Here is a 19,271-nt window from a genome sequence, read left to right as displayed (position 1 = left end):
AGTGGCAGTCCGGCCCCCTCCAGGGGTACCGCGGCTGGCTAGGCTTGCGCCATGCCCGACAGCGCCCCCGAGACCCGTGCCTACAGCTATCTCGGGCCCAGCGGCACGTTCACGGAGGCGGCCCTCGCGCAGGTCCCGGAGGCGCGCGGACAGCTGTGGCGCAGCGTCGCGAACGTGGGGGAGGCGCTGAGCGATCTGGTCACCGGCCGCAGCGACGGCGCGGTGATCGCGATCGAGAACTCGGTCGAGGGCGGAGTGACGGCCGCGCAGGACGCGCTGGCGCGGATCCCGGGGCTGCGCATCGTCGGCGAGTACCTGGTGCCGGTGTCGTTCATCCTGGTCGGCCGCCCGGGGACGAGCCTCGAGGAGGTGCGCACCGTCGCCGCGCACCCCGTGGCCTACGGACAGTGCCGGGTGTGGCTCGACCGCGAGATCCCCAGCCACGAGCACCTGCCCGCCTCCAGCAACGTCCAGGCCACCGTCGACCTGCTGGGCGGATCTCCCGCGGACGCGGCCATCGCCCCTCCCGGGATCGTCGCCCACCACGACGTCGCGGTGCTGGCGGAGCGGATCGGCGACAACCCGAACGCCGTCACGCGCTTCGTGCACGTCTCGCGCTCGCACGCGCTGCCCGAGCCGACCGGCGCCGACAAGACCAGCGTGATCGCCGAGCTCCCGGCCGACCAGCCGGGCGCCCTGCTCGACATGCTCGAGCAGTTCGCGACCCGCGGGGTGAACCTGAGCATGATCCAGTCGCGGCCGATCGGCGACGCCCTCGGCCGGTACCGGTTCGTCATCGACCTCGACGGGCACGTCCAGGACGAGCGGGTCGCCGACGCGCTGATGGGGCTGCGGCGCTTCAGCCCGAAGGTGATCTTCCTCGGCTCGTATCCGCGCGCTGACCGCCGCCCGGTCACCTCCGTGCGACGCTACGACGACGAGGTGTTCCTCGAGGCCCGCGACTGGCTGCGAGGGATCCTCTCCCACGAGCCGGAGGTCGACGATGACCGGGGACGACGATGACCGGGGACGACGATGACGGGTCGCGACGATGACTGACGACGACGAACGGGTCGACCCGCGCTACGACCCGGCCTTCCAGCGCGGGTTCTCGGGACCGGTGGAGCGTCTGAGGGGCGACGAGCGGGCGTTCGCCAGGCCCGGCTCGGGTGCCGCCCCCGGCGCTCCCGCCGCCACGTCCGGAGCCGCCGCTCGTCCCGCGCTCCCGGAGTCGCGCGTGGTCCGCCCCGGCTCCTCGTCCGTGCCCGGACCGCGCCGCATCATGGCACTGCCCGACATCGCCGGAGCCGCCGAGGGCCGGCGGTCGCACCGCCTCGGCGCCGAGACCGCGCCCGCACCCCTGCCGGAGCCGGCCGCCGACCCCGCTCCCGCGGCTCCCGCCGAGCCCGTGCGCGAGGCGCCCCTGCTGCGGAACCCGTGGCTCCTCGTGCTCCTGCTGGCAGGCCTCGCCGGGACCCTGATCGGCCTCGCGCTCCTCTACACCGGCTACTCCTCGCCGCCTCCGCCGTACTACGGCGACTCCGACGTGCCCTCGCCCGCGTGGATCCAGCGGCAGCTCCTCTACTACTCCTGCATCCCCCTGCTGGGCTGCCTGCCGGCGTCGCTGCTGCTGGCGGTCGGAGTGGCGGCGCTGCGGTGGCGCGGCGTCGCCGTGCGGCCCCGCGCCGAGGAGCCGCGCGAGTCCGCGCAGCTCCTCGAGGCCGAGGCTCAGACTCCGGACGCGCCGAAGAGCAGGCCGAGGAGGTAGGTCACCAGGGCCGCGCCGTAGCCGATCCCGAGCTGGCGCAGCGCCCGGGCCAGCGGCGGGGCGCCCGAGAGCAGCCCGACGACCGCGCCGGTGGCGAGCAGGGCGACGCCCACGAGCACGCAGGCGACGACCACCGCGGCGAGCCCCGTCAGGCCGAGCAGGTAGGGCAGCACCGGGATGATCGCGCCCGAGGCGAAGAAGCAGAAGCTCGACAGCGCCGAGCCCATGCCCGTGCCGATCGACTCGTGCTCGTCGACGTCGGGGTCTCCTGCGGGACCGCCCAGCGTGATGGGGGAGGTGACGGCGCCGCCGCGCAGGCCCGTGAAGACGGAGGCGGCACGCGCGTCGGCCTGCTCCTGGGTCATCCCGCGAGCGCGGTAGACGAGGGCGAGCTCGTTCGCGTCGACGTCCAGGTCGGGGACGATGCGGTTCGCGTCGAGGTCCGGGCTGGAGGCCGAGAGCAGCTCGCGCTGCGAGCGCACCGAGACGAACTCGCCCGCGCCCATCGAGAGGGCGCCGGCGAGCAGGCCCGCGATGCCCGTGAACAGGACGACGCCCGTCCCGACTCCGCTCGCTCCCACTCCGAGCACGAGGGCGAGGTTCGAGACCAGGCCGTCGTTCGCTCCGAAGACCGCCGCGCGGAACGTCCCGGAGAGGCGGTTCCGGCCGCGCTCGGCGAGCCCGCGGACGACCTCGCCGTGGATCCGCTCGTCGGCGGCCATCGCCTCGGTGGCGTCGTCGTCGTCGGCGTAGGGGGAGCGGGCCTCGGCGCGCTGGATCAGGGCGAGGACGAACACGGAGCCGAAACGGCGGGTGAGGAAGCCGAGGAAGCGCGTGCGGAGGTCCGGGCGGGGCGCGGGCTCCGCCGCGGAGCCGAGTAGCTCGCGCCAGTGCTCCTCGTGGCGTCCCTCGGCCACGGCGAGCGCGAGCAGGATCTCCCGCTCCTCGCCGGAGCGGCGGCCGGCGAGGTCGCGGTACACGGAGGCCTCGGCGAGCTCGTCGGCGAGGTAGCGGCGCCAGCGGCGCACCTGTGCGGGACTGGGGGTGGGGGCGGTGGTCGCCATGCGATCTCCTGGCTCAGGTCCGCCGACCCGCGCGAGAGGACCGGTCAGGACGTGCGTCGACTGACCGAAGGTCTCGTTCGCCCCGGCCGGAGCCGGGGTGGAGCGCCGGGCCCGGATCGTCCCGGACCAGCATGTCGACGCGCCTCGTCGTCCGCTCGGCGGACGGTGGGAACTACTCCCCTTCGCGGGGACCACCGTAGCCGAGATCGGAGGAGAACGCCCGGCCGATCCGTGGGCCGCCGGGCGGACGTCCGCCCGGCCCGGGGCCGGACCGTCGTCGCGGACGCTCGCGCCGGGTCAGAGCGAGGCGGTCGCCCGGGCGGCGCGGCGGGCCTGGCGCTCGTGCTCGGCGTCCAGGAGCGTGCGCGTGGCGGGGACCGCCAGGAACTCGACCAGGGTGTCCGTCTCCTCGACGATGCGCTCGGCGCGGTCGAGCGGGTCGGCGCGCAGGAGGCGGCGGGCGGCGGACGCGACGTGCGCCGGCTTCGCCGCCAGGGCGCGCACGCGCTCGTCGACGCGGCCGGCGAGGTCGGCGCGCGGCACGACCTCGGTCACGAGCTGCCACTCCAGCGCCTCGGCCGCGCGGACCGGGCGGCCCGAGAGCACGAAGTCCAGGGCGCGGCGGCGGCCGACGACGCGGGGGAGCGCGGCGGTGACTCCGACGTCCGGGACGAGCCCGACGTCGCCGTACGCGCTGAGGAAGAGTGCGGCGGGAGTCGCGATCACGATGTCGGCGGCCAGAGCGAAGGCGATGCCGGCGCCGGCGACCATGCCGTCGATCGCGCAGACGACGACGGCGCGGCTGTCCTCGAGCAGGCGGATGACCTGGCCGGTCGTGGTCGCGACGTCGCGCAGGTAGTGGTCCGGGTGCTCGGACCCCATGATCGCCGAGATGTCGCCGCCCGTGCAGAACGCGCGGCCGGCCGCGGCGATCACGATGACGGAGCAGCCGGCGTCGGCGTCGAGGTCGGCGACGGTGCTCAGCAGCAGTCGCGCGGTGCCGAGGTCGATCGCGTTGAGGGCGTCGGGGCGGTTGAGGGTGATCCGGGCGACGGAGCCGTCGCGCTCGAGGACGACGCCGGGGGTCGCGTCGATGAGGGGGGTGGCGTGCATGGGAGAGCCTTCAGGGGAGCAGGGGTGTCGAACGCGGGGGGACGTTCTCGGGGGACGACTCACATTCGCAGCCGTCCGCGCGATCGGATGCCTCCTCGCGGCCGATGCTCAGCCGGTCCCGGGGGTACGCGCGGGCGGCGGCCCGTCCCGGCCCTCCTCTACACTGCTGGGGTGATTGATCCCGTACTTCTGCGCCAGAACCCGGACGTCCTGAAGCGCTCGCAGGAGGCGCGCGGCGACTCCGTCGAGCTGGTCGACGAGGCGCTCGAGGCCGACCGCGTGCGCCGTGCGGCGATCACCGAGGCGGAGCGGCTCCGAGCCGAGCAGAACGCCTTCGGCAAGACCGTCGCCAAGGCTCCGAAGGACGAGAAGGCGGCCCTCGTCGCCGAGGCCCAGCGCCTCGCCGCCGCCGCCAAGCAGGCCCAGCAGGAGGCGTCCGAGGCCGACGACGCCTTCACCGTGCTGGTGAAGCGCATCGCCAACCCGATCATCGAGGGCGTCCCCGCGGGCGGCGAGGAGTCGTTCGAGCTCGTCAGGACGGTCGGCGAGCGCCCCGTCTTCGACTTCGCCCCGCGCGACCACCTCGAGCTCGGCGAGCTGCTGGACGGCATCGACATGCAGCGCGGCGCGAAGGTCAGCGGCGCGCGCTTCTACTTCCTCAAGGGCCTGGTCGCCCGCCTCGAGATCGCGCTGATGAACCTGGGCCTCGAGAAGGCGCTCGCCGCCGGCTTCACCCCGCTGATCACGCCGACCCTCGTGCGCCCCGAGATCATGGACGGCACCGGCTTCCTCGGCGAGCACGACGACGAGGTGTACCGCCTCCGCGACGACGACCTCTACCTCACCGGCACCAGCGAGGTCGCCCTCGCCGGCTACCACGCCGACGAGATCCTCGACCTCTCCGGCGGCGCGAAGCGCTACGCGGGCTGGAGCACCTGCTACCGCCGCGAGGCGGGCTCGGGCGGGCGAGACACCCGCGGCATCATCCGCGTGCACCAGTTCAGCAAGCTCGAGATGTTCGTCTACACCCTCCCCGAGGACGCCGAGGCGGAGCACGCGCGCCTGCTCTCGTACCAGGAGGACGTCCTGCAGAGCCTCGGCCTGCACTACCGCGTCATCGACACGGCGGCCGGCGACCTCGGCCAGAGCGCGGCGCGCAAGTTCGACGTGGAGGCGTGGGTCCCCACGCAGGAGACCTACCGCGAGTTGACCTCGACCTCGAACTGCACCACGTTCCAGGCCCGCCGCCTCGACACCCGCTACCGCACCGAGTCGGGGAAGACGGCTCCGGTCGCCACCCTCAACGGCACGCTCGCGACCACCCGCTGGATCGTCGCCCTCCTCGAGACCCACCAGCGGGCGGACGGCTCGGTGCTCGTCCCCGAGGCGCTGCGGCCCCACCTCGGCGGCCTCGAGGTGCTCGAGCCCGTCGCATGAGCGCGGCCCGCGCCTCCGGCCGCCGCCTCGTCGCCCTCGACATCGACGGCACCGTCATGCACGAGGACGGCACCATCACCCGCGCGGTGACGGACGCGATCACCCGCGTGGCCGCCCAGGGCGACGAGGTGATGCTCGCCACCGGGCGCTCGCCCTCCTCCACCCTTCCCGTCGTCGAGCGACTCGGGATCTCGCCCGAGTACGTGATCTGCTGCAACGGAGCGGTCACGCTCCGCCGGGACGCGTCCGGCGCCTACGTCCCCGAGACGGTCGAGACCTTCGACCCGACGGAGGTCCTCGAGACCATCCGCCGCTCCCTCCCCGACGCGCACTACGCCGTCGAGGACGCGGACGGCGCCTTCTTCTACACCGAGGCGTTCCCGGGCGGTGCCGTGATGGGTGCCGAGACGACCCACGTCCCCTTCGAGGAGCTGCTCGGCCGGCTGTGCACCCGCGTCGTCGTGATCTCGCCCGAGACCGGCATCGAGGAGTTCACCTCGCTGGTCGAGGAGATGGGCCTGCACCAGGTCAGCTACGCGATCGGCTGGACCGCCTGGCTCGACATCGCCCCGCACGGCGTCAACAAGTCCACCGCGCTCGAGGTCGTCCGCGAGGAGCTGGGCATCGAGCGGAGCGACGTGGTCGCGCTGGGCGACGGCCGCAACGACATCGAGATGCTCACCTGGGCCGCCGCCGAGGGCGCAGGGCTCGCGATGGGGCAGGCGCCCGACGAGGTGCGGGCCGTGGCCTCCGCCGTGATCCCCTCGGTCCACCAGGACGGCGTGGCGGTCGCGCTCTCGGCGCTGCGCTGATCACGGTCCCGCGCGCTCGGCGGTTACTATCGGGTGTCGCTCCTGCGGGAGCGGCCGGGAGGGCTGTCCGAGCGGCCGATGGAGCCAGTCTTGAAAACTGGTGGGCGGAAACGTCTCGTGGGTTCGAATCCCACGCCCTCCGCCACGCCGACCGCCACGCCGTCCCGTTCTTCGCGTCGCTTCTCGCCGGCGCCTTCCGACGCCCGTCCTGGCGCGCGACGACGGAGGCCTGCCCGCTCTCCTTCGGAACGCGCCAGCCCTCTGTATAGGATTGCGCGACGCCCGGGATCGACGCCCGGCCCTCACCTCCGCACCACTGACGCCTCGACACCGGGAGACGGATGCGCCGCACGGGCCCTTCGACACAGACTCGCGACACTCCGCGCACGCCGCGCCCCTTCGTGCGGCACGGCCGCCAGAAGCGGCACACCCTCGCGCGGACCCTGGTGAAGGGAGCCGCCCTCGTGGGCGGTGTCGGTGTGGTCGCCTCGGTGTCGGTGGTCGCGATCGCGGCGACGCTGATCGTCCAGTCCGTGCAGCCCTCGGTCGACCTGCACCCGGGCGCGGCCGGCTCCAGCGTCGAGGCCGGAGGCGCCCCGGAGATCGGCGCACTGGAGGGCGGCTTCAACGTCCTCGTCGTCGGCAGCGACTCGCGGAAGGGCCAGGGCGACGCCTACGGCGACCCCGATGAGGAGACGAGCGTCCTCAACGACGTCAACATGCTGATGCACGTCTCGGCCGACCACAGCAACGCGACGGTCGTGAGCTTCCCCCGCGACATGTACGTCGACATCCCGGAGTGCGTGAACGCCGCCACGGGTGAGACGATCCCCGCCCGGTACGACACCAAGATCAACGAGGCGATGGGCAGCGACGTCAGCCTCGGCTGCGTGGCAGGGGTCGTCGAGGACCTCATGGGCGTCCGGGTCGACTACGGCGCGGTCGTGCAGTTCAACGGCGTGATCGAGATGTCGAACGCGGTCGGCGGAGTCGACGTCTGCGTCGCGACCGAGATCGCGGACCCCTACACGAACACCTACCTCGAGCCGGGCGTGCACTCGCTCGAGGGCATGGCGGCGCTGCAGTTCCTCCGCAGCCGCCACGGCATCGGCGACGGCAGCGACCTGACCCGCATCAGCAACCAGCAGGTCTTCCTCTCGGCGCTCGTGCGCCGGATCAAGAGCGCGGACACCCTCCTCAACCCGGTCGCGCTCTACGGGCTCGCGAAGGCGGCGCTCGGCAACATGACGCTCTCGACCGGTCTCGACAACGTGAACACGATGGTCCAGATGGGACTCGCGCTGAAGGACGTCGACCTCGCGGACGTCGTCTTCGCGCAGTACCCGACCGGGGCGACTCCGAGCGGAGTGGAGCCGGACCGCGCCGCGGGCGACGTCCTGGCGAGCGCCCTGCAGACCGATCAGCCCATCGCCATCACCGGCGGCACGGGGGCCGGCGCGACCGTGGAGGGCGAGGCCGCGGCTCCGGCCGACACCGCCGCTCCGTCCGGCCCGGCGACCGCGGATCCGCTGGCGACGGCCGAGGCTGCACCCGGCACTCCTGCACCCGGCACTCCTGCACCCGGCACTCCTGCAGCGACTCCCGAGGACGGATCCAAGGTTGCCCTGCCAGAATCGGTCACCGGCCAGAGTGCCGACCAGCAGACCTGCTCGGTCGGCTTCTTCGGCTGAGCCGAGGGCGGGCGGCACCACGGGTGCTCTCCACCTCGCGCGCTGACTCCGGGACGGCACGCGTCCCGCAGCCGAGAGAGAGTACGACCCGATGAGCGAACGCGCGTCCACCCGGACCACAGCAGCACGGCACGGCCGCCTGCGCCGCCCGAGCGGCGTGCGCTTCGCCGCGCGGATCCTCGCGGCCTGCGTGGGCGTCGGCGTGCTCAGCGCGGTCTGCATCGTGGCGATCGCCGCCTCGCTGATCGCCGGGAGCGCGCGTCCGTCCGTCGACCTCGGGATCGACTCGGGCGGAGGCGACGTGCCCGAGATCGGGGCGATCGAGGGCGGCGTCAACATCCTGCTCGCCGGCAGCGACAGCGCCGACGGATCGGCCGCCGGGGCCTACGGCGAGCGTGCCGAGAACCTCAACGACGTCACGATGCTCATGCACATCTCGGCCGACCACTCGACCGTGGAGGTCGTCAGCTTCCCCCGCGACCTCTACGTCCCGATCCCCTCCTGCACCGACCCGGCCACCGGCGCCGTCTCGGACGAGGTGGACTCGGCGAAGATCAACACCTCGCTCGAGGCCGGCGGGCTGGCGTGCACCGTGCAGACGGTCGAGCAGCTGACCGGGCTCGAGATCCCCTACGCGGCGCTCATCCAGTTCGAGGGCGTCATCGAGATGTCGAACGCGGTCGGCGGAGTGGACGTCTGCGTCGCCACCCCGATCCAGGACGAGTACACGGGGCTGAACCTCGACGCGGGCACGCACACGCTCGTCGGCGCCGAGGCGCTGGCGTTCCTCCGCACCCGGCACGGCGTCGGCGACGGCAGCGACCTCACCCGCATCTCGAGCCAGCAGGTGTACCTCTCATCGCTGGTGCGCAAGGTGAAGAGCGCGTCGACGCTCTCGAACCCGGTGAACCTCTACGGCCTCGCGAAGGCGGCCGTCTCGAACATGCAGCTCTCCACCTCGCTCGAGAACGTGAACACCCTCGTGTCGATCGGCCTCGCGGTGAAGGACGTCGACCTCGCGAACGTGGTCTTCGTGCAGTACCCGACCTTCATCGACGGCAACGGCGTGTACCCCAGCGAGGACGCGGCGGCGGCGCTGAACGCGGCGCTCCTCGCCGACCAGCCGATCGCGCTGAGCGGCACCACCGGCGGCGGCTCGCAGTCGACGGGGGAGGAGCCCGGGGCGACCAACGCTCCGGCGGCCACGGAGTCGCCGGCCACCGACGCCCCCGCGACTGACGCCCCCGCGACGAGCGCACCCGACGGGCCGGTCATCCTCCCGAGCGACGTCTCCGGGCAGACCGCGCAGCAGGAGACCTGCACGATCGGCCGGCCCCTGTCGGACCAGTAGGCGGCTTCTCGCCCTCCCGCGGAGGGGCCGGCGCCCGTGTCGCGAGGCCCTCGCGGGTGCGGTTATGATGGTCGTCGTGCGTCCGCCAGCGGGCGCTCGGGAGTCGTCGCATAGTCCGGTCGAGTGCACCACCCTGCTAAGGTGGAGAACCCTTTATTGGGTTCCGTGGGTTCAAATCCCACCGACTCCGCATCGTCCGAAGGCCCCGCTCAGGCGGGGCCTTCGTCGTTCCCGGCGGTGCCTGTGCCTGCCGCAGTACCGGCGTCTCCCGGCGGTGCCGGTGTCGCCGCAGTGCCGGGGTCTCGCGGTGCCGGAGCCTTCCGGCCGGTGCTCCGCCGCTCGCGCGCGGCGTCGGCGCCCGATGCGACCCGGCGCCTCAGCCGGCCGGGATCCGCCGCCGATCCGCCGGGCGGGTGCGCTCCCGGAGCGGCTACCCTGATCGGATGCCCAGCCCGATCCTCGACGCCCTGTCCGCCCCTCCCGCGCGGAGGGACGTCGCCTCGATCCGGGGTGCTCTCGCCGAGGTCGCGATCGGCGACTCGGTGCGCGTCCTCGTCCGCTCCCCGCGCTACGGCCTCTACGGGATCGAGGGGGTCGTCCGGCAGGCCGTCGGCGGCGAGCTCGTCGTCGCGGACGTCTTCCTCGGCACGGGGACCGAGATCCAGAGCATCGCCCTGGCTACGGACGCCGACGAGGTCGGCGGGGAGCGCTCGGCCGAGGGACTCGAGCACGGGGATCCGGTGCGCGTGGCGTTCTCGACTCCGGCGCTCGGGTCGTTCACGATCACGGGCCCGCTGACGGCCGGCGGCCGCGACGGGTTCCTCCTCGTCGGCAGCTGGATCGTCGCGGACGGCGGCGAGCCCGGCCGCCACGTCGACCGCATCGAGCGCATGACGGACGTCGGCGTCCACGAGAAGCACGTCCCCGGGCGCCGCTCCGCAGTCGAGGAGTAGCCCCTCAGCTCTGGCAGTGCGGGCACCAGTAGGTGACCCGCAGCTGCAGCTCGTCGTCGCCGAGCTCACCGCGCTCGATCGGAGTGCCGCAGCGCCGGCACGGCTTGCGGTCGCGGCCGTAGACCCAGAGCTGCTGGCCCGGGCGCAGGTTGCCGGTCGTCGTGCGCTCGATCCGCTCGCGGTTCACGGTGATGAGCCGCTTCGCGAGCGCGATGGTGCGCACGAGGTCGCCGCTCCCGCCGACCGGGCGTGTGGGCAGCACGCCGCGCAGGAAGCACAGCTCGGCGCGGTAGACGTTGCCGAGTCCGGCCATGATCCGCTGGTCGAGCAGCGCGAGCCCGATCGGCCGCTCCGGATCGGCGGACAGGCGTCGCAGCGCCTCGTCCGCGTCCCAGTCGGCGCCGAGCAGATCGGGGCCGAGGTAGCCGACCACGTCCTCCTCGGCCGAGCGCGGGACGATCTCGAGGAGCCCGAGCTCGAAGCCGACCGCCTGCCAGTCCTCGGTCTCGAGGACGATCCGGGCCTGGAACGCCGGCCGGTGCCACTTCGGCCGCTCGCCCTCGCCGCGGGCGTAGAGGTGCCAGCTCCCCTCCATCTTGAGGTGGGAGTGGATCAGCGCGTCGCCGACCCGCATCAGCAGGTGCTTGCCGCGGGGGACGACCTCGTCGATCGTCTCGCCGGTGAGGTCGACCGTCGCGTACTTCGGCACGCGGACGTCGCACCGGGTCAGGACCTCGCCGTCCAGCGCCTCGGCGAGGTTGTGGGCGGATCGGTAGACGGTGTCACCCTCGGGCACGCGGGCTCCCTCCGGCGCTCACGAGCGCATCCTCAGGCCGCGCGGATTCGCGACGAAGCCGGCGGCGACGAGGGCGTCGCCGAAGGGCGTGCCGAGCGCGAAGACGCCGTCGATCTTCTCGACGGTCAGCTTATCGACCCCGCGGGAGCGCACGAGCTGCGAGAGGGCGCCGGCCGCGTCGGCGAGGGCCGCCTCGTCGGCGGTGAAGGTGAGGGCGGTCTTGCCGCCGCGCTCGAGGTAGACCGCGAGCGCTCCGTCGACAACGGCGACCAGCGCGCCGGCCTTCCGACCGGGGCGGTGCCCCTCGCCCTGCGGCCACGGCAGAGCGGCGCCGAACGGATTGGCGGGGTCGGTCGCCGCCAGCGCGAGCACCGGTCGTGAGCGCTCCTGCGCCTCGTCCTGCGGGGCGAACGTGCGGAGCCGGTCGACGCTGCCGGCGGTGCCGAACTGCGCTGCTCCCAGCTTCTCGATGAAGTAGCCCCTCCGGGCGCGGCCCTGCTGCTCGAAGCCGCTCAGCACCTTGTAGGCGAGGGCGAAGCCGCCCAGGACGCCCTCGGCCTGCACGGAGCCGCGGGTGACGATCCCGTACCGCTCGAGCAGCGTCTCGCCGAGCGCGTGCCCGCGGATCGTCGCGTCCGACTCCGCGAGCGGCACGATCGACCAGCGGCCGCCGGCGGTCGGCGGCCCCACGCGGGTGGCCATCGTGGGGCGGGCGGTCATCCGGCCCCGGGGCGCGCGGGCGCGGGCGGGGGCGCGCGGCTGGCGGTGCGCGCCGCCGGTCGAGCCGACGAGGGTGCGCAGCGGCGCCAGGGTGTCGTTCGTGACGAGCCCGGCCCAGACCAGCTCCCACAGGGCCTCGACGAGGCCCGCGTCGTCGGTGGAGCCGACCGCGTCGGAGAGCTGGCGGAAGAAGTAGCCGCCGCCCGAGCCGAGCACGCCGACGATCTCCTGCTGAAGCTCGGTCAGGGTCACGGACTCGGCGGCGGGGACGGGGAGGGTCAGCCCTGCCGTGTCGGCGAGATGGAGGCTCACCCAGCCGTCGTTGCCGGGCAGGGTGCCCGCGCCGGCCCAGAGGACCTCGCCGGTCGCGGTGAGCTCGTCGAGCATCGCGGGGGAGTAGTCGCGCACCCGGGCGGGCAGGATCAGCGACTCCCAGGCGGACGCGGGGATGGGCGCGCCGGCCAGCTGGTCGATCACGGAGGCCACGCCGTCGATACCGCGGAGCGAGCCGCCGACGTGCTGCCAGGCGGGGAGGAAGCGGGCGTACGCGGCCGCGTCCACCGGCTCCACCTCCTTGCGGAGCGCGGCGAGAGAGCGGCTGCGCAGGCGGCGCAGCACCTCGGCATCGCACCACTCGGTCCCGGTGCCTGTGGGGCGGAACTCGCCCTCCGAGACGCGGCGCTCGCCCGCGAGGCGGCGCAGGGTGTCGGTGACGACCGCGACTCCGAGGCCCAGGCGGGTGGCGACGGCGGCGGCGGTGAAGGGGCCGTGGGTGCGCGCGTAGCGGGCGACGAGGTCGCCGAGCGGATCGCGGACCGGGTCGATGAAGGCGACGGGGACGCCGATCGGCAGGGGCACGCCGAGAGCGTCGCGGAGCCGGGAGGCGTCCTCCATCGCGGCGTACCGCTGCTCACCGCCGAGGCCCACGGGCAGGACGCGCTTGGCCTTCACGAGCGCGGCCACGTCGGCCTCGAGCACCGCGCGCTCGATCGCGGGCGCCTTCGCGACGTCCGCCGAGGCGACCGACTCGTCGACCAGGCGCTCCCCGAGCTCGTCGAGCGTCAGCGGGCCGAGCAGCCGGAGCAGGTCGGCGGCGCCCTCGAGCCCGCGGAGGCGGCGCTCGGGCTCGACGCGCTGCAGCTCGCGCTCGATCTGCGCGAGGACGGCCGGGTCGAGCAGCTCGCGCAGCTCCGCCCGACCGAGCAGCTCGCCGAGGAGCGTCGCGTCGACCGAGAGCGCCGCCGCGCGGCGCTCGGCGAGCGGGCTGTCGCCCTCGTACATGAAGGCAGCGACGTAGCCGAAGAGCATGGACCGCGCGAACGGACTGGCGGTCGGCGTCTCGACCTCGAGGATCCGCAGCTCGCGCCCGTCCAGCCGTGCGGCGAGCCGGAGCAGCGCGGGCAGGTCGTAGACGTCCTGGAGGCACTCGCGGACGGTCTCGAGGATGATCGGGAAGGTCGGGTAGGTGCGGGCGACGTCGAGGAGCTGCGCCGCCCGCTGCCGCTGCTGCCAGAGCGGGGAGCGCTTGCCCGGGTTGTACCTCGGGAGCAGGAGCGCCCGCGCCGCGCACTCGCGGAACCGGGCGGCGAAGAGGGCGGAGCCGCCGACCTCGCTCGTGACCAGCTGCTCCAGCTCCTCGCGTTCGAACAGGAACAGCTCGGAGCCCGGCGGCTCCGACTCGGTGTCGGGGATCCGCACGACGATGCCGTCGTCCCCGGCCATCGCCGCTCCGTCGACGCCGTGCCGCTCGCGGACGCGGGCGCCGATGGCGAGCGCCCACGGCGAGTGCACCTGCATCCCGTACGGGGAGTGCAGCACCAGCCGCCAGTCGCCCAGCTCGTCGCGGAAGCGCTCGAGCACGAGGGTGCGGTCGTCCGGGATCTGCCCGGTGGCCAGGCGCTGCTCGTCGAGGAAGGAGAGGAGGTTGTTGGTCGCGTACTCGTCGAGCCCGGCCGCCGTGCAGCGCTCGCGCGCCGTCTCGGGGGCGGCGGCGCCCACCTCGCGGGTGAACGCCCCGATCGCCTCGCCGAGCTCGGCGGGGCGCCCCTGCGAGTCGCCCTTCCAGAACGGGAGGCGCCCGGGCTCGCCGAACGCCGGCGTCACGATCACGCGGTCGTAGGTGATCTCCTGGATGCGCCAGCTGGTGGCTCCGAGCGCGAAGACGTCGCCGACGCGGGACTCGTAGACCATCTCCTCGTCGAGCTCTCCGACGCGGTTGCCGGTCGAGCCCGGCTCGCCGACCATGAACACGCCGAAGAGCCCGCGGTCGGGGATGGTGCCGCCGCTGGTGACGGCGAGGCGCTGGGCGCCGGGCCGGCCGGTGAGCGTGTTCGCGTCGCGGTCCCAGACGAGGCGCGGCCGCAGCTCCGCGAACTGGTCGGAGGGGTAGCGGCCCGAGAGGAGGTCGAGGGTCGCCTCGTAGGCGGAGCGGGGCAGGGACACGAAGGGGGCGCTGCGGCGGACGGTGTCGAACCAGTCGTCCACGTCGAGGCTCTCGAGGGCGGTCGCGGCGACGGTCTGCTGCGCGAGGATGTCGAGCGGGTTCGCGGGGACGGCGATCGCCTCGATCAGGCCCGAGCGCATCCGCTCCGTCGTCACGGCGGAGTGGAGAAGGTCGGCCCGGTGCTTGGGGTAGAAGGACCCGCGCGAGACCTCGCCGACCTGGTGGCCGGCTCGACCCACGCGCTGCAGGGCGCTCGCGACCGAGGGCGGCGTCTCGACCTGGACGACGAGGTCGACCGCGCCCATGTCGATCCCCAGCTCGAGGCTCGAGGTCGCGACCACGCAGCGCAGGCGGCCGGACTTCAGGTCGTCCTCGATGATCGCGCGCTGCTCCTTGCTCACCGAGCCGTGGTGGGCGCGGGCGAGCAGCGGCTCCTCGTCGGGCGCGGACTGCCCGCTGCCGCTCGTGCCCCCGGCCGCTCCCATCGCCTCGGCCGGGGAGCGGCGGACGGAGGAGGAGGCCGCCTCGGCGAGCAGGGCCCCGACGGCGACGGGCTCGCCCGCCTCGCGCGCCCGCCCCGCGGCGAGCTCGCGGCGCTCGGCGTAGATCTCGTTGAGCCGGGCGGTCAGCCGCTCGGCGAGACGGCGGGAGTTCGCGAAGACGATGGAGGAGGTGTGCGCGAGGACCCGGTCGACGATCGACTCCTCGACGTGCGGCCAGATCGACCCGCTCTGCGGACCGGTGGCCCCCATCGTCGATCCGTCCTGCGGAGCCGCCGTCCCCAGCTCGGACATGTCCTCGACCGGGACGACGACGCTGAGGTCCCACTGCTTCTCGGACGCCGGAGCCACGATCGCGACCGGGGAGCGGCCGGCGAGGAACCGGGCCACCTCCTCGCGCGGACGCACCGTCGCCGAGAGGCCGATGCGCTGCACCGGCTTCGGGAGCAGGGCGTCGAGCCGCTCGAGGGAGACGGCGAGGTGCGCCCCGCGCTTGGTCGACGCGACCGCGTGGACCTCGTCGACGATGACCGTCTCGACGCCGCGGAGCGACTCGCGCGCCGCCGAGGTGAGCATGAGGTAGAGCGACTCGGGGGTCGTGATCAGGATGTCCGGCGGCGTCTTCTGCAGCACGCGCCGCTCGGCGGCGGGCGTGTCTCCCGACCGCACCCCGACGGTGACCGTGGCCGGCGCACTGCCGATGCCCTCGGCGCTCAGCCGCAGCGCCGTCTGGGTGACGCCGACGAGCGGCGAGCGGAGGTTGCGCTCGACGTCGACGCCGAGAGCCTTCAGCGGCGAGACGTAGAGCACGCGCGTGCGGTGCTGCGGATCCTCCGGCGGCGGGCCCTGCACGAGCCGGTCGATCGCCCAGAGGAAGGCCGAGAGCGTCTTGCCGGAGCCGGTGGGAGCGACCACGAGGGCGTGCGCTCCACTCGAGATGGCCGACCAGGCGCCCTCCTGGGCGGCGGTCGGCGCCGGGAACGCGCCCTCGAACCACGCGCGCGTGGCGGGGGAGAAGCGCTCGAGGATGTCCGGCATGAATCCATCCTCCCTGCCACCTCCGACATTGCCGGGGCCGCGGCCCGGGGGCGAGCCCTTGACGCGGGGGAGTCCGCCCGTCAGGCGAAGCCGAGACGCACGAACGTGCCGATGTCGGCGAGCTCGGCCTGCCCGACTCCGTGGGCGACGCCCTCGTAGACCCGGGCGTCGAGCGCCGTGTGCTCCGGGAACCAGGCCGCCGCGTCCCGCACGAGCTCCTCCGGGATCACCGTGTCGAGCGTCCCGCGGCCCCAGAACACCGGCGGACGCTCGCGGGCGAGCCGCTCGTCAGCGTCGTCGCCCTCGGCGAGCGGGACCACGAACCCGGACAGGGCGACCGCGAAGGCGAAGCGGCCCGGCGCGCGCCGCAGCAGCTGCACCGCCAGCGCGGCGCCCTGGGAGAAGCCCAGCAGCCCCACCGGGCCCGGGTGCTCCAAACCGTCGAGCCACTCGATCACCCCCGCCGCCGCCGCTTCGACGGCCTCGGGATCGGCCCGCGGCTCGTCCGGCACCAGCGGGACACGGAGGGGCCACCACGCGTTCGCCCCGCCGCCCAGGGCGAGAGGCGCCCGGAGGGACGCGAGGACCGGCTCCAGCGGCAGGTAGGCGCCGAGCGAGAACAGGTCCCCCTCGTGCGAGCCGTAGCCGTGCAGCAGCACCAGGAGGGGCCTGCCGACGCGGTCGCGCTCGGAGGAGGACCACAGCACCGCGTTCGCGTCGATTCCCATCGCACCATCATCCCCCTGAGTGCGGGATCGCCGCCGCCGGTCGGAACACCAGCCGCGAGGGGTGAGAATGGCTGCATGAGCGTGCGCACCCCTGACCCGAACTCCGGGTGGCTGTCCGACGACGAACTCGCCGAGATCCGCCGGCGGCTCCCGCTGCTGTACGTGGAGGCCGTGCCCGTCCGGGTCGACGGGCTCGGGCAGGTCACCGAGGTCGGCGTGCTCCTGCGCGCGACCCCCTCCGGCCAGATCACCCGCACGATCGTCTCGGGCCGCGTGATGTACGGCGAGACGTTGCGCGACGCGCTGTTCCGCCACCTCGAGAAGGATCTCGGCCCCATGGCCTTCCCCCTCCTCCCGGCGAGCCCGCTCCCCTTCCACGTCGCCGAGTACTTCCCGATGCCCGGCATGGGACCGTTCACCGACGACCGCCAGCACGCGGTCTCCCTCGCCTACGTCGTGCCCGTCACCGGCACCTGCGACCCCCGCCAGGACGCCCTCGAGCTCACCTGGATGACCCCCGACGAGGCCTGCTCCGACGCGATCTCCGCCGAGATGGAGGGCGGGCGGGGCGCGCTGATCCGCGCCGCGCTCGCTTCCGTCGGCCGCCTGTCCTAGCGGCGCGGATCGGCCGCGGTGCTCCCTTCTGCGCACCGATATCGGCGCGCCGCGGTCGGCTTGCAAGGATGGCGGGCCGGCTGGAGCGTCGGGCGTCCGCCTGGACCGATTCGCTCGCGCGCGAGCCGGCCGTTCGGCTCGTGGAACCGGCGTCCACGGGACCTCTGTGACCGGGCGAGGAGAGGCGGCGCCCCTGCCCGACGACGGCGCAGCAGGGAATCGCCTGATCAGGACGCGGTGAGGACTTCCGGAGCTCCCTGCGCGGGACTCCGCTCGAAGAGGTGAAGCGTGAACGACGAAGGGCCGGGGCCCGCGACCAGTAGTCGCGGGCCCCGGCCCTTCGTGATGTCGGCGCCCTGATCAGGACGAGCGTTGACGTGCGATCACCGATCGCCCAGCCCCCGGACCAGCCGCTCCCCTCGAGGCGAACGGTCGATCCGCGTGCGAGCGGATCGGCCTAGCCGGTCGCGACACGCTCTGCGCGTCGCAACCGTGCTTGAAGCCGACCGCGGTGCGCCGCTCCGCGGCTGCCCGCGAGGCGAACGGTCGATCCGCGTGCGAGCGGATCGGCCTAGCCGGTCGCGACACGCTCTGCGCGTCGCGACCGTGCTTGAAGCCGACCGCGGTGCGCCGCTCCGCGGCGCACAATCGGACTCAGCCCTGCGCGCGCCGGCCGCCGCGGCGGGCGCCGCCGCCGGCGGACTCGCGGGCGGGAGCGGCCGAGGCCGCTCCGCCGGTCGCGGTGCTGTAGAACGAGCGCGATCCGCCCGAGGTCGAGGGGGCACCGGCGGCCGAGCGGCTGCGGCCTCCGCGGGCGCCGCCGCGGGCGGGTCCCTCGGCGGCGGTGCGGTCGCGGCGGGGGCGGTCGCCTCCGCCGGTCGCGGCACCCGTCGAGCGTCCGCCGCGGGGTGCGGCGGTGCCCTCGGTGCGGGCCGCGCGCTTGCGCTGCGCGTTGGCGCCCTGCGAGCGTCCGCCCTGCGACTGGCCGCGGACGGGCTCGACGACGGCGCTGGGGGTGACGTACGGAGCGACGTCGCCGACGAGCTTCGCGACGGCGGCCGAGTCGGCCGTCACCTGCTGGGGCGCGACCTGGATCGCGGCCTTGCGGAGGAGGGTCTTCACGTCGCTGCGCTGCGTGGGCAGGACGACGGTGACGACGTCTCCCTCGCTGCCGGCGCGGGCGGTGCGGCCCGAGCGGTGCAGGTACGCCTTGTGCTCCATCGGCGGGTCGACGTGGATGACGAGCTCGACGTCGTCGACGTGCACACCGCGGGCGGCGACGTCGGTGGCGACGAGGACCTTGACGGTGCCGGCGCCGAACGCGGCGAGGTTCCGGTCGCGGGCGACCTGCGAGAGGTTGCCGTGCAGGTCGACCGCGGGGATGCCCTGGCCGGTGAGCTGCTTGGCGAGCTTCTTCGCATGGTGCTTGGTGCGCATGAAGAGGATGCGGCGGCCGGTGCCGGACGCGAGCGTCTTCACGAGAGCGTTCTTGGCGTCGAGGCCGTCGACCTCGAACACGTGGTGGGTCATCAGCGCGACCGGCGAGTTGGCCTCGTCGACCGAGTGGAGCACCTCGTTCTGGAGGTACTTCTTGACCAGCTTGTCCACGCCGTTGTCGAGCGTCGCGGAGAACAGCAGGCGCTGCCCGCCGCGGGGGGTCTTGTCGAGGATGCGCGTGACGACCGGCAGGAAGCCGAGGTCGGCCATGTGGTCGGCCTCGTCGAGGACGGTGATCTCGACGGCGTCGAGGTTCACGAAGCCCTGCTTCATCAGGTCCTCGAGGCGGCCCGGGCAGGCCACGACGATGTCGACGCCCTGCTTGAGCGCGGCGACCTGGCGCTGCTGCGAGACGCCTCCGAAGATCGTGGTGGTGACGATGCCGTACGCGTCGGCGAGGGGCTGCATCGCGGCGGTGATCTGCGTGGCGAGCTCGCGGGTCGGCGCGAGGACGAGTCCGAGCGGGCGGCCGGGGCGGCGGCGTCCGCCGGCGAGCGAGCCGCCGAGTCGGGCGATCATCGGGATGGAGAAGGCGAGGGTCTTGCCGGAGCCGGTCTTGCCGCGGCCGAGGACGTCGCGTCCGCCGAGGGTGTCGGGCAGCGTGTCGACCTGGATCGGGAAGGGCTCGGTGATGCCGCTCGCGGTGAGCGCGGCCACGAGGGGGGCCGGCACGCCGAGGGCGCTGAAGGAGAGGGGGGTGTTCGACATGGAGTGGTGCCTTTCGGGGGCATCATGCCGATCGAGG

Annotated in this window: 14 protein-coding genes and 2 tRNA genes; 10 read left to right on the top strand and 6 right to left on the bottom strand. The window is 73.9% G+C overall.

Translation table 11 applies throughout. The features are described from left to right. The first annotated feature begins 51 nt into the window (after positions 1-51). On the top strand, positions 52-1,023 hold the full coding sequence (pheA, locus tag C5C82_RS04855; protein WP_104247578.1) for a prephenate dehydratase: 972 nt from the start codon (positions 52-54) through the stop codon (positions 1,021-1,023). Between the two features lie 28 nt (positions 1,024-1,051). After that, a complete protein-coding gene (locus C5C82_RS04850; protein WP_104350563.1) occupies positions 1,052-1,768 on the top strand; it encodes a hypothetical protein in 717 nt (238 codons plus the stop codon). Here the strand turns inward: C5C82_RS04850 and C5C82_RS04845 are convergent. Beyond that, positions 1,729-2,832: a VIT1/CCC1 family protein gene (locus tag C5C82_RS04845; RefSeq protein WP_104354697.1), complete on the bottom strand. Its 1,104-nt coding sequence runs from the start codon at positions 2,830-2,832 to the stop codon at positions 1,729-1,731. The genes C5C82_RS04850 and C5C82_RS04845 overlap by 40 nt on opposite strands. A 297-nt stretch (positions 2,833-3,129) precedes the next feature. Further along, the gene (locus tag C5C82_RS04840) at positions 3,130-3,945 is read right to left on the bottom strand and encodes an enoyl-CoA hydratase/isomerase family protein (protein WP_104354696.1); all 816 of its coding nucleotides are present in this window, start codon (positions 3,943-3,945) and stop codon (positions 3,130-3,132) included. Positions 3,946-4,116: 171 nt separating this feature from the next. Between C5C82_RS04840 and serS the strand changes: the two genes are divergently transcribed. The 7 genes from serS to C5C82_RS04805 all read left to right on the top strand — a co-directional run bounded on the left by serS (position 4,117) and on the right by C5C82_RS04805 (position 10,189). After that, entirely contained in the window at positions 4,117-5,382 is a 1,266-nt protein-coding gene (gene serS / locus C5C82_RS04835; RefSeq protein WP_104354695.1) for a serine--tRNA ligase, read from the top strand. Further along, entirely contained in the window at positions 5,379-6,194 is an 816-nt protein-coding gene (locus C5C82_RS04830) for an HAD family hydrolase (RefSeq protein WP_104247582.1), read from the top strand. The genes serS and C5C82_RS04830 overlap by 4 nt, the downstream gene beginning before the upstream one ends. Before the next feature lie 57 nt (positions 6,195-6,251). After that, a tRNA-Ser gene (locus C5C82_RS04825) sits at positions 6,252-6,339 on the top strand. A gap of 256 nt (positions 6,340-6,595) precedes the next feature. Then, positions 6,596-7,885, top strand: a complete 1,290-nt coding sequence (locus C5C82_RS04820) for an LCP family protein (RefSeq protein WP_258065950.1) — start codon at positions 6,596-6,598, stop codon at positions 7,883-7,885. Positions 7,886-7,976: 91 nt separating this feature from the next. After that, positions 7,977-9,236: an LCP family protein gene (locus C5C82_RS04815; protein WP_104354693.1), complete on the top strand. Its 1,260-nt coding sequence runs from the start codon at positions 7,977-7,979 to the stop codon at positions 9,234-9,236. Between the two features lie 99 nt (positions 9,237-9,335). After that, positions 9,336-9,426, top strand: a tRNA-Ser gene (locus C5C82_RS04810). Positions 9,427-9,679: 253 nt separating this feature from the next. Then, positions 9,680-10,189, top strand: coding sequence for a hypothetical protein (locus tag C5C82_RS04805; protein ID WP_104354692.1), 510 nt, complete (start codon positions 9,680-9,682; stop codon positions 10,187-10,189). Positions 10,190-10,193: 4 nt separating this feature from the next. On the opposite strand, the gene C5C82_RS04800 is transcribed toward C5C82_RS04805, so the two are convergent. The 3 genes from C5C82_RS04800 to C5C82_RS04790 all read right to left on the bottom strand — a co-directional run bounded on the left by C5C82_RS04800 (position 10,194) and on the right by C5C82_RS04790 (position 16,414). Further along, on the bottom strand, positions 10,194-10,985 hold the full coding sequence (locus C5C82_RS04800; protein WP_104226773.1) for a DNA-formamidopyrimidine glycosylase family protein: 792 nt from the start codon (positions 10,983-10,985) through the stop codon (positions 10,194-10,196). An 18-nt stretch (positions 10,986-11,003) separates the two neighbouring features. Beyond that, on the bottom strand, positions 11,004-15,686 hold the full coding sequence (locus tag C5C82_RS04795; RefSeq protein WP_104354691.1) for an ATP-dependent helicase: 4,683 nt from the start codon (positions 15,684-15,686) through the stop codon (positions 11,004-11,006). A gap of 80 nt (positions 15,687-15,766) precedes the next feature. Then, the gene (locus C5C82_RS04790) at positions 15,767-16,414 is read right to left on the bottom strand and encodes an alpha/beta hydrolase (protein WP_104260904.1); all 648 of its coding nucleotides are present in this window, start codon (positions 16,412-16,414) and stop codon (positions 15,767-15,769) included. A 75-nt stretch (positions 16,415-16,489) separates the two neighbouring features. Between C5C82_RS04790 and C5C82_RS04785 the strand changes: the two genes are divergently transcribed. Further along, positions 16,490-17,029: an NUDIX hydrolase family protein gene (locus tag C5C82_RS04785; protein ID WP_104225113.1), complete on the top strand. Its 540-nt coding sequence runs from the start codon at positions 16,490-16,492 to the stop codon at positions 17,027-17,029. A gap of 654 nt (positions 17,030-17,683) precedes the next feature. On the opposite strand, the gene C5C82_RS04780 is transcribed toward C5C82_RS04785, so the two are convergent. Further along, positions 17,684-19,234, bottom strand: coding sequence for a DEAD/DEAH box helicase (locus C5C82_RS04780; protein WP_104225114.1), 1,551 nt, complete (start codon positions 19,232-19,234; stop codon positions 17,684-17,686). Positions 19,235-19,271: the final 37 nt, after the last annotated feature.

It is taken from the genome of Rathayibacter sp. AY1D5 (assembly GCF_002932515.1).
Taxonomy (GTDB): domain Bacteria; phylum Actinomycetota; class Actinomycetes; order Actinomycetales; family Microbacteriaceae; genus Rathayibacter.
Note: the sequence above shows the minus strand (reverse complement) of the source record. Positions and strands in the feature narration are given on the sequence as shown.

Excerpts from the sequence above, each read along its gene's own strand:
- pheA (WP_104247578.1), top strand. The coding sequence starts at position 52 with ATGCCCGACAGCGCCCCCGAGACCCGTGCCTACAGCTATCTCGGGCCC.
- C5C82_RS04850 (WP_104350563.1), top strand. The coding sequence starts at position 1,052 with ATGACTGACGACGACGAACGGGTCGACCCGCGCTACGACCCGGCCTTC.
- C5C82_RS04845 (WP_104354697.1), bottom strand. The coding sequence starts at position 2,832 with ATGGCGACCACCGCCCCCACCCCCAGTCCCGCACAGGTGCGCCGCTGG.
- C5C82_RS04840 (WP_104354696.1), bottom strand. The coding sequence starts at position 3,945 with ATGCACGCCACCCCCCTCATCGACGCGACCCCCGGCGTCGTCCTCGAG.
- C5C82_RS04830 (WP_104247582.1), top strand. The coding sequence starts at position 5,379 with ATGAGCGCGGCCCGCGCCTCCGGCCGCCGCCTCGTCGCCCTCGACATC.
- C5C82_RS04815 (WP_104354693.1), top strand. The coding sequence starts at position 7,977 with ATGAGCGAACGCGCGTCCACCCGGACCACAGCAGCACGGCACGGCCGC.
- C5C82_RS04805 (WP_104354692.1), top strand. The coding sequence starts at position 9,680 with ATGCCCAGCCCGATCCTCGACGCCCTGTCCGCCCCTCCCGCGCGGAGG.
- C5C82_RS04795 (WP_104354691.1), bottom strand. The coding sequence starts at position 15,686 with ATGCCGGACATCCTCGAGCGCTTCTCCCCCGCCACGCGCGCGTGGTTC.
- C5C82_RS04790 (WP_104260904.1), bottom strand. The coding sequence starts at position 16,414 with ATGGGAATCGACGCGAACGCGGTGCTGTGGTCCTCCTCCGAGCGCGAC.
- C5C82_RS04785 (WP_104225113.1), top strand. The coding sequence starts at position 16,490 with ATGAGCGTGCGCACCCCTGACCCGAACTCCGGGTGGCTGTCCGACGAC.
- C5C82_RS04780 (WP_104225114.1), bottom strand. The coding sequence starts at position 19,234 with ATGTCGAACACCCCCCTCTCCTTCAGCGCCCTCGGCGTGCCGGCCCCC.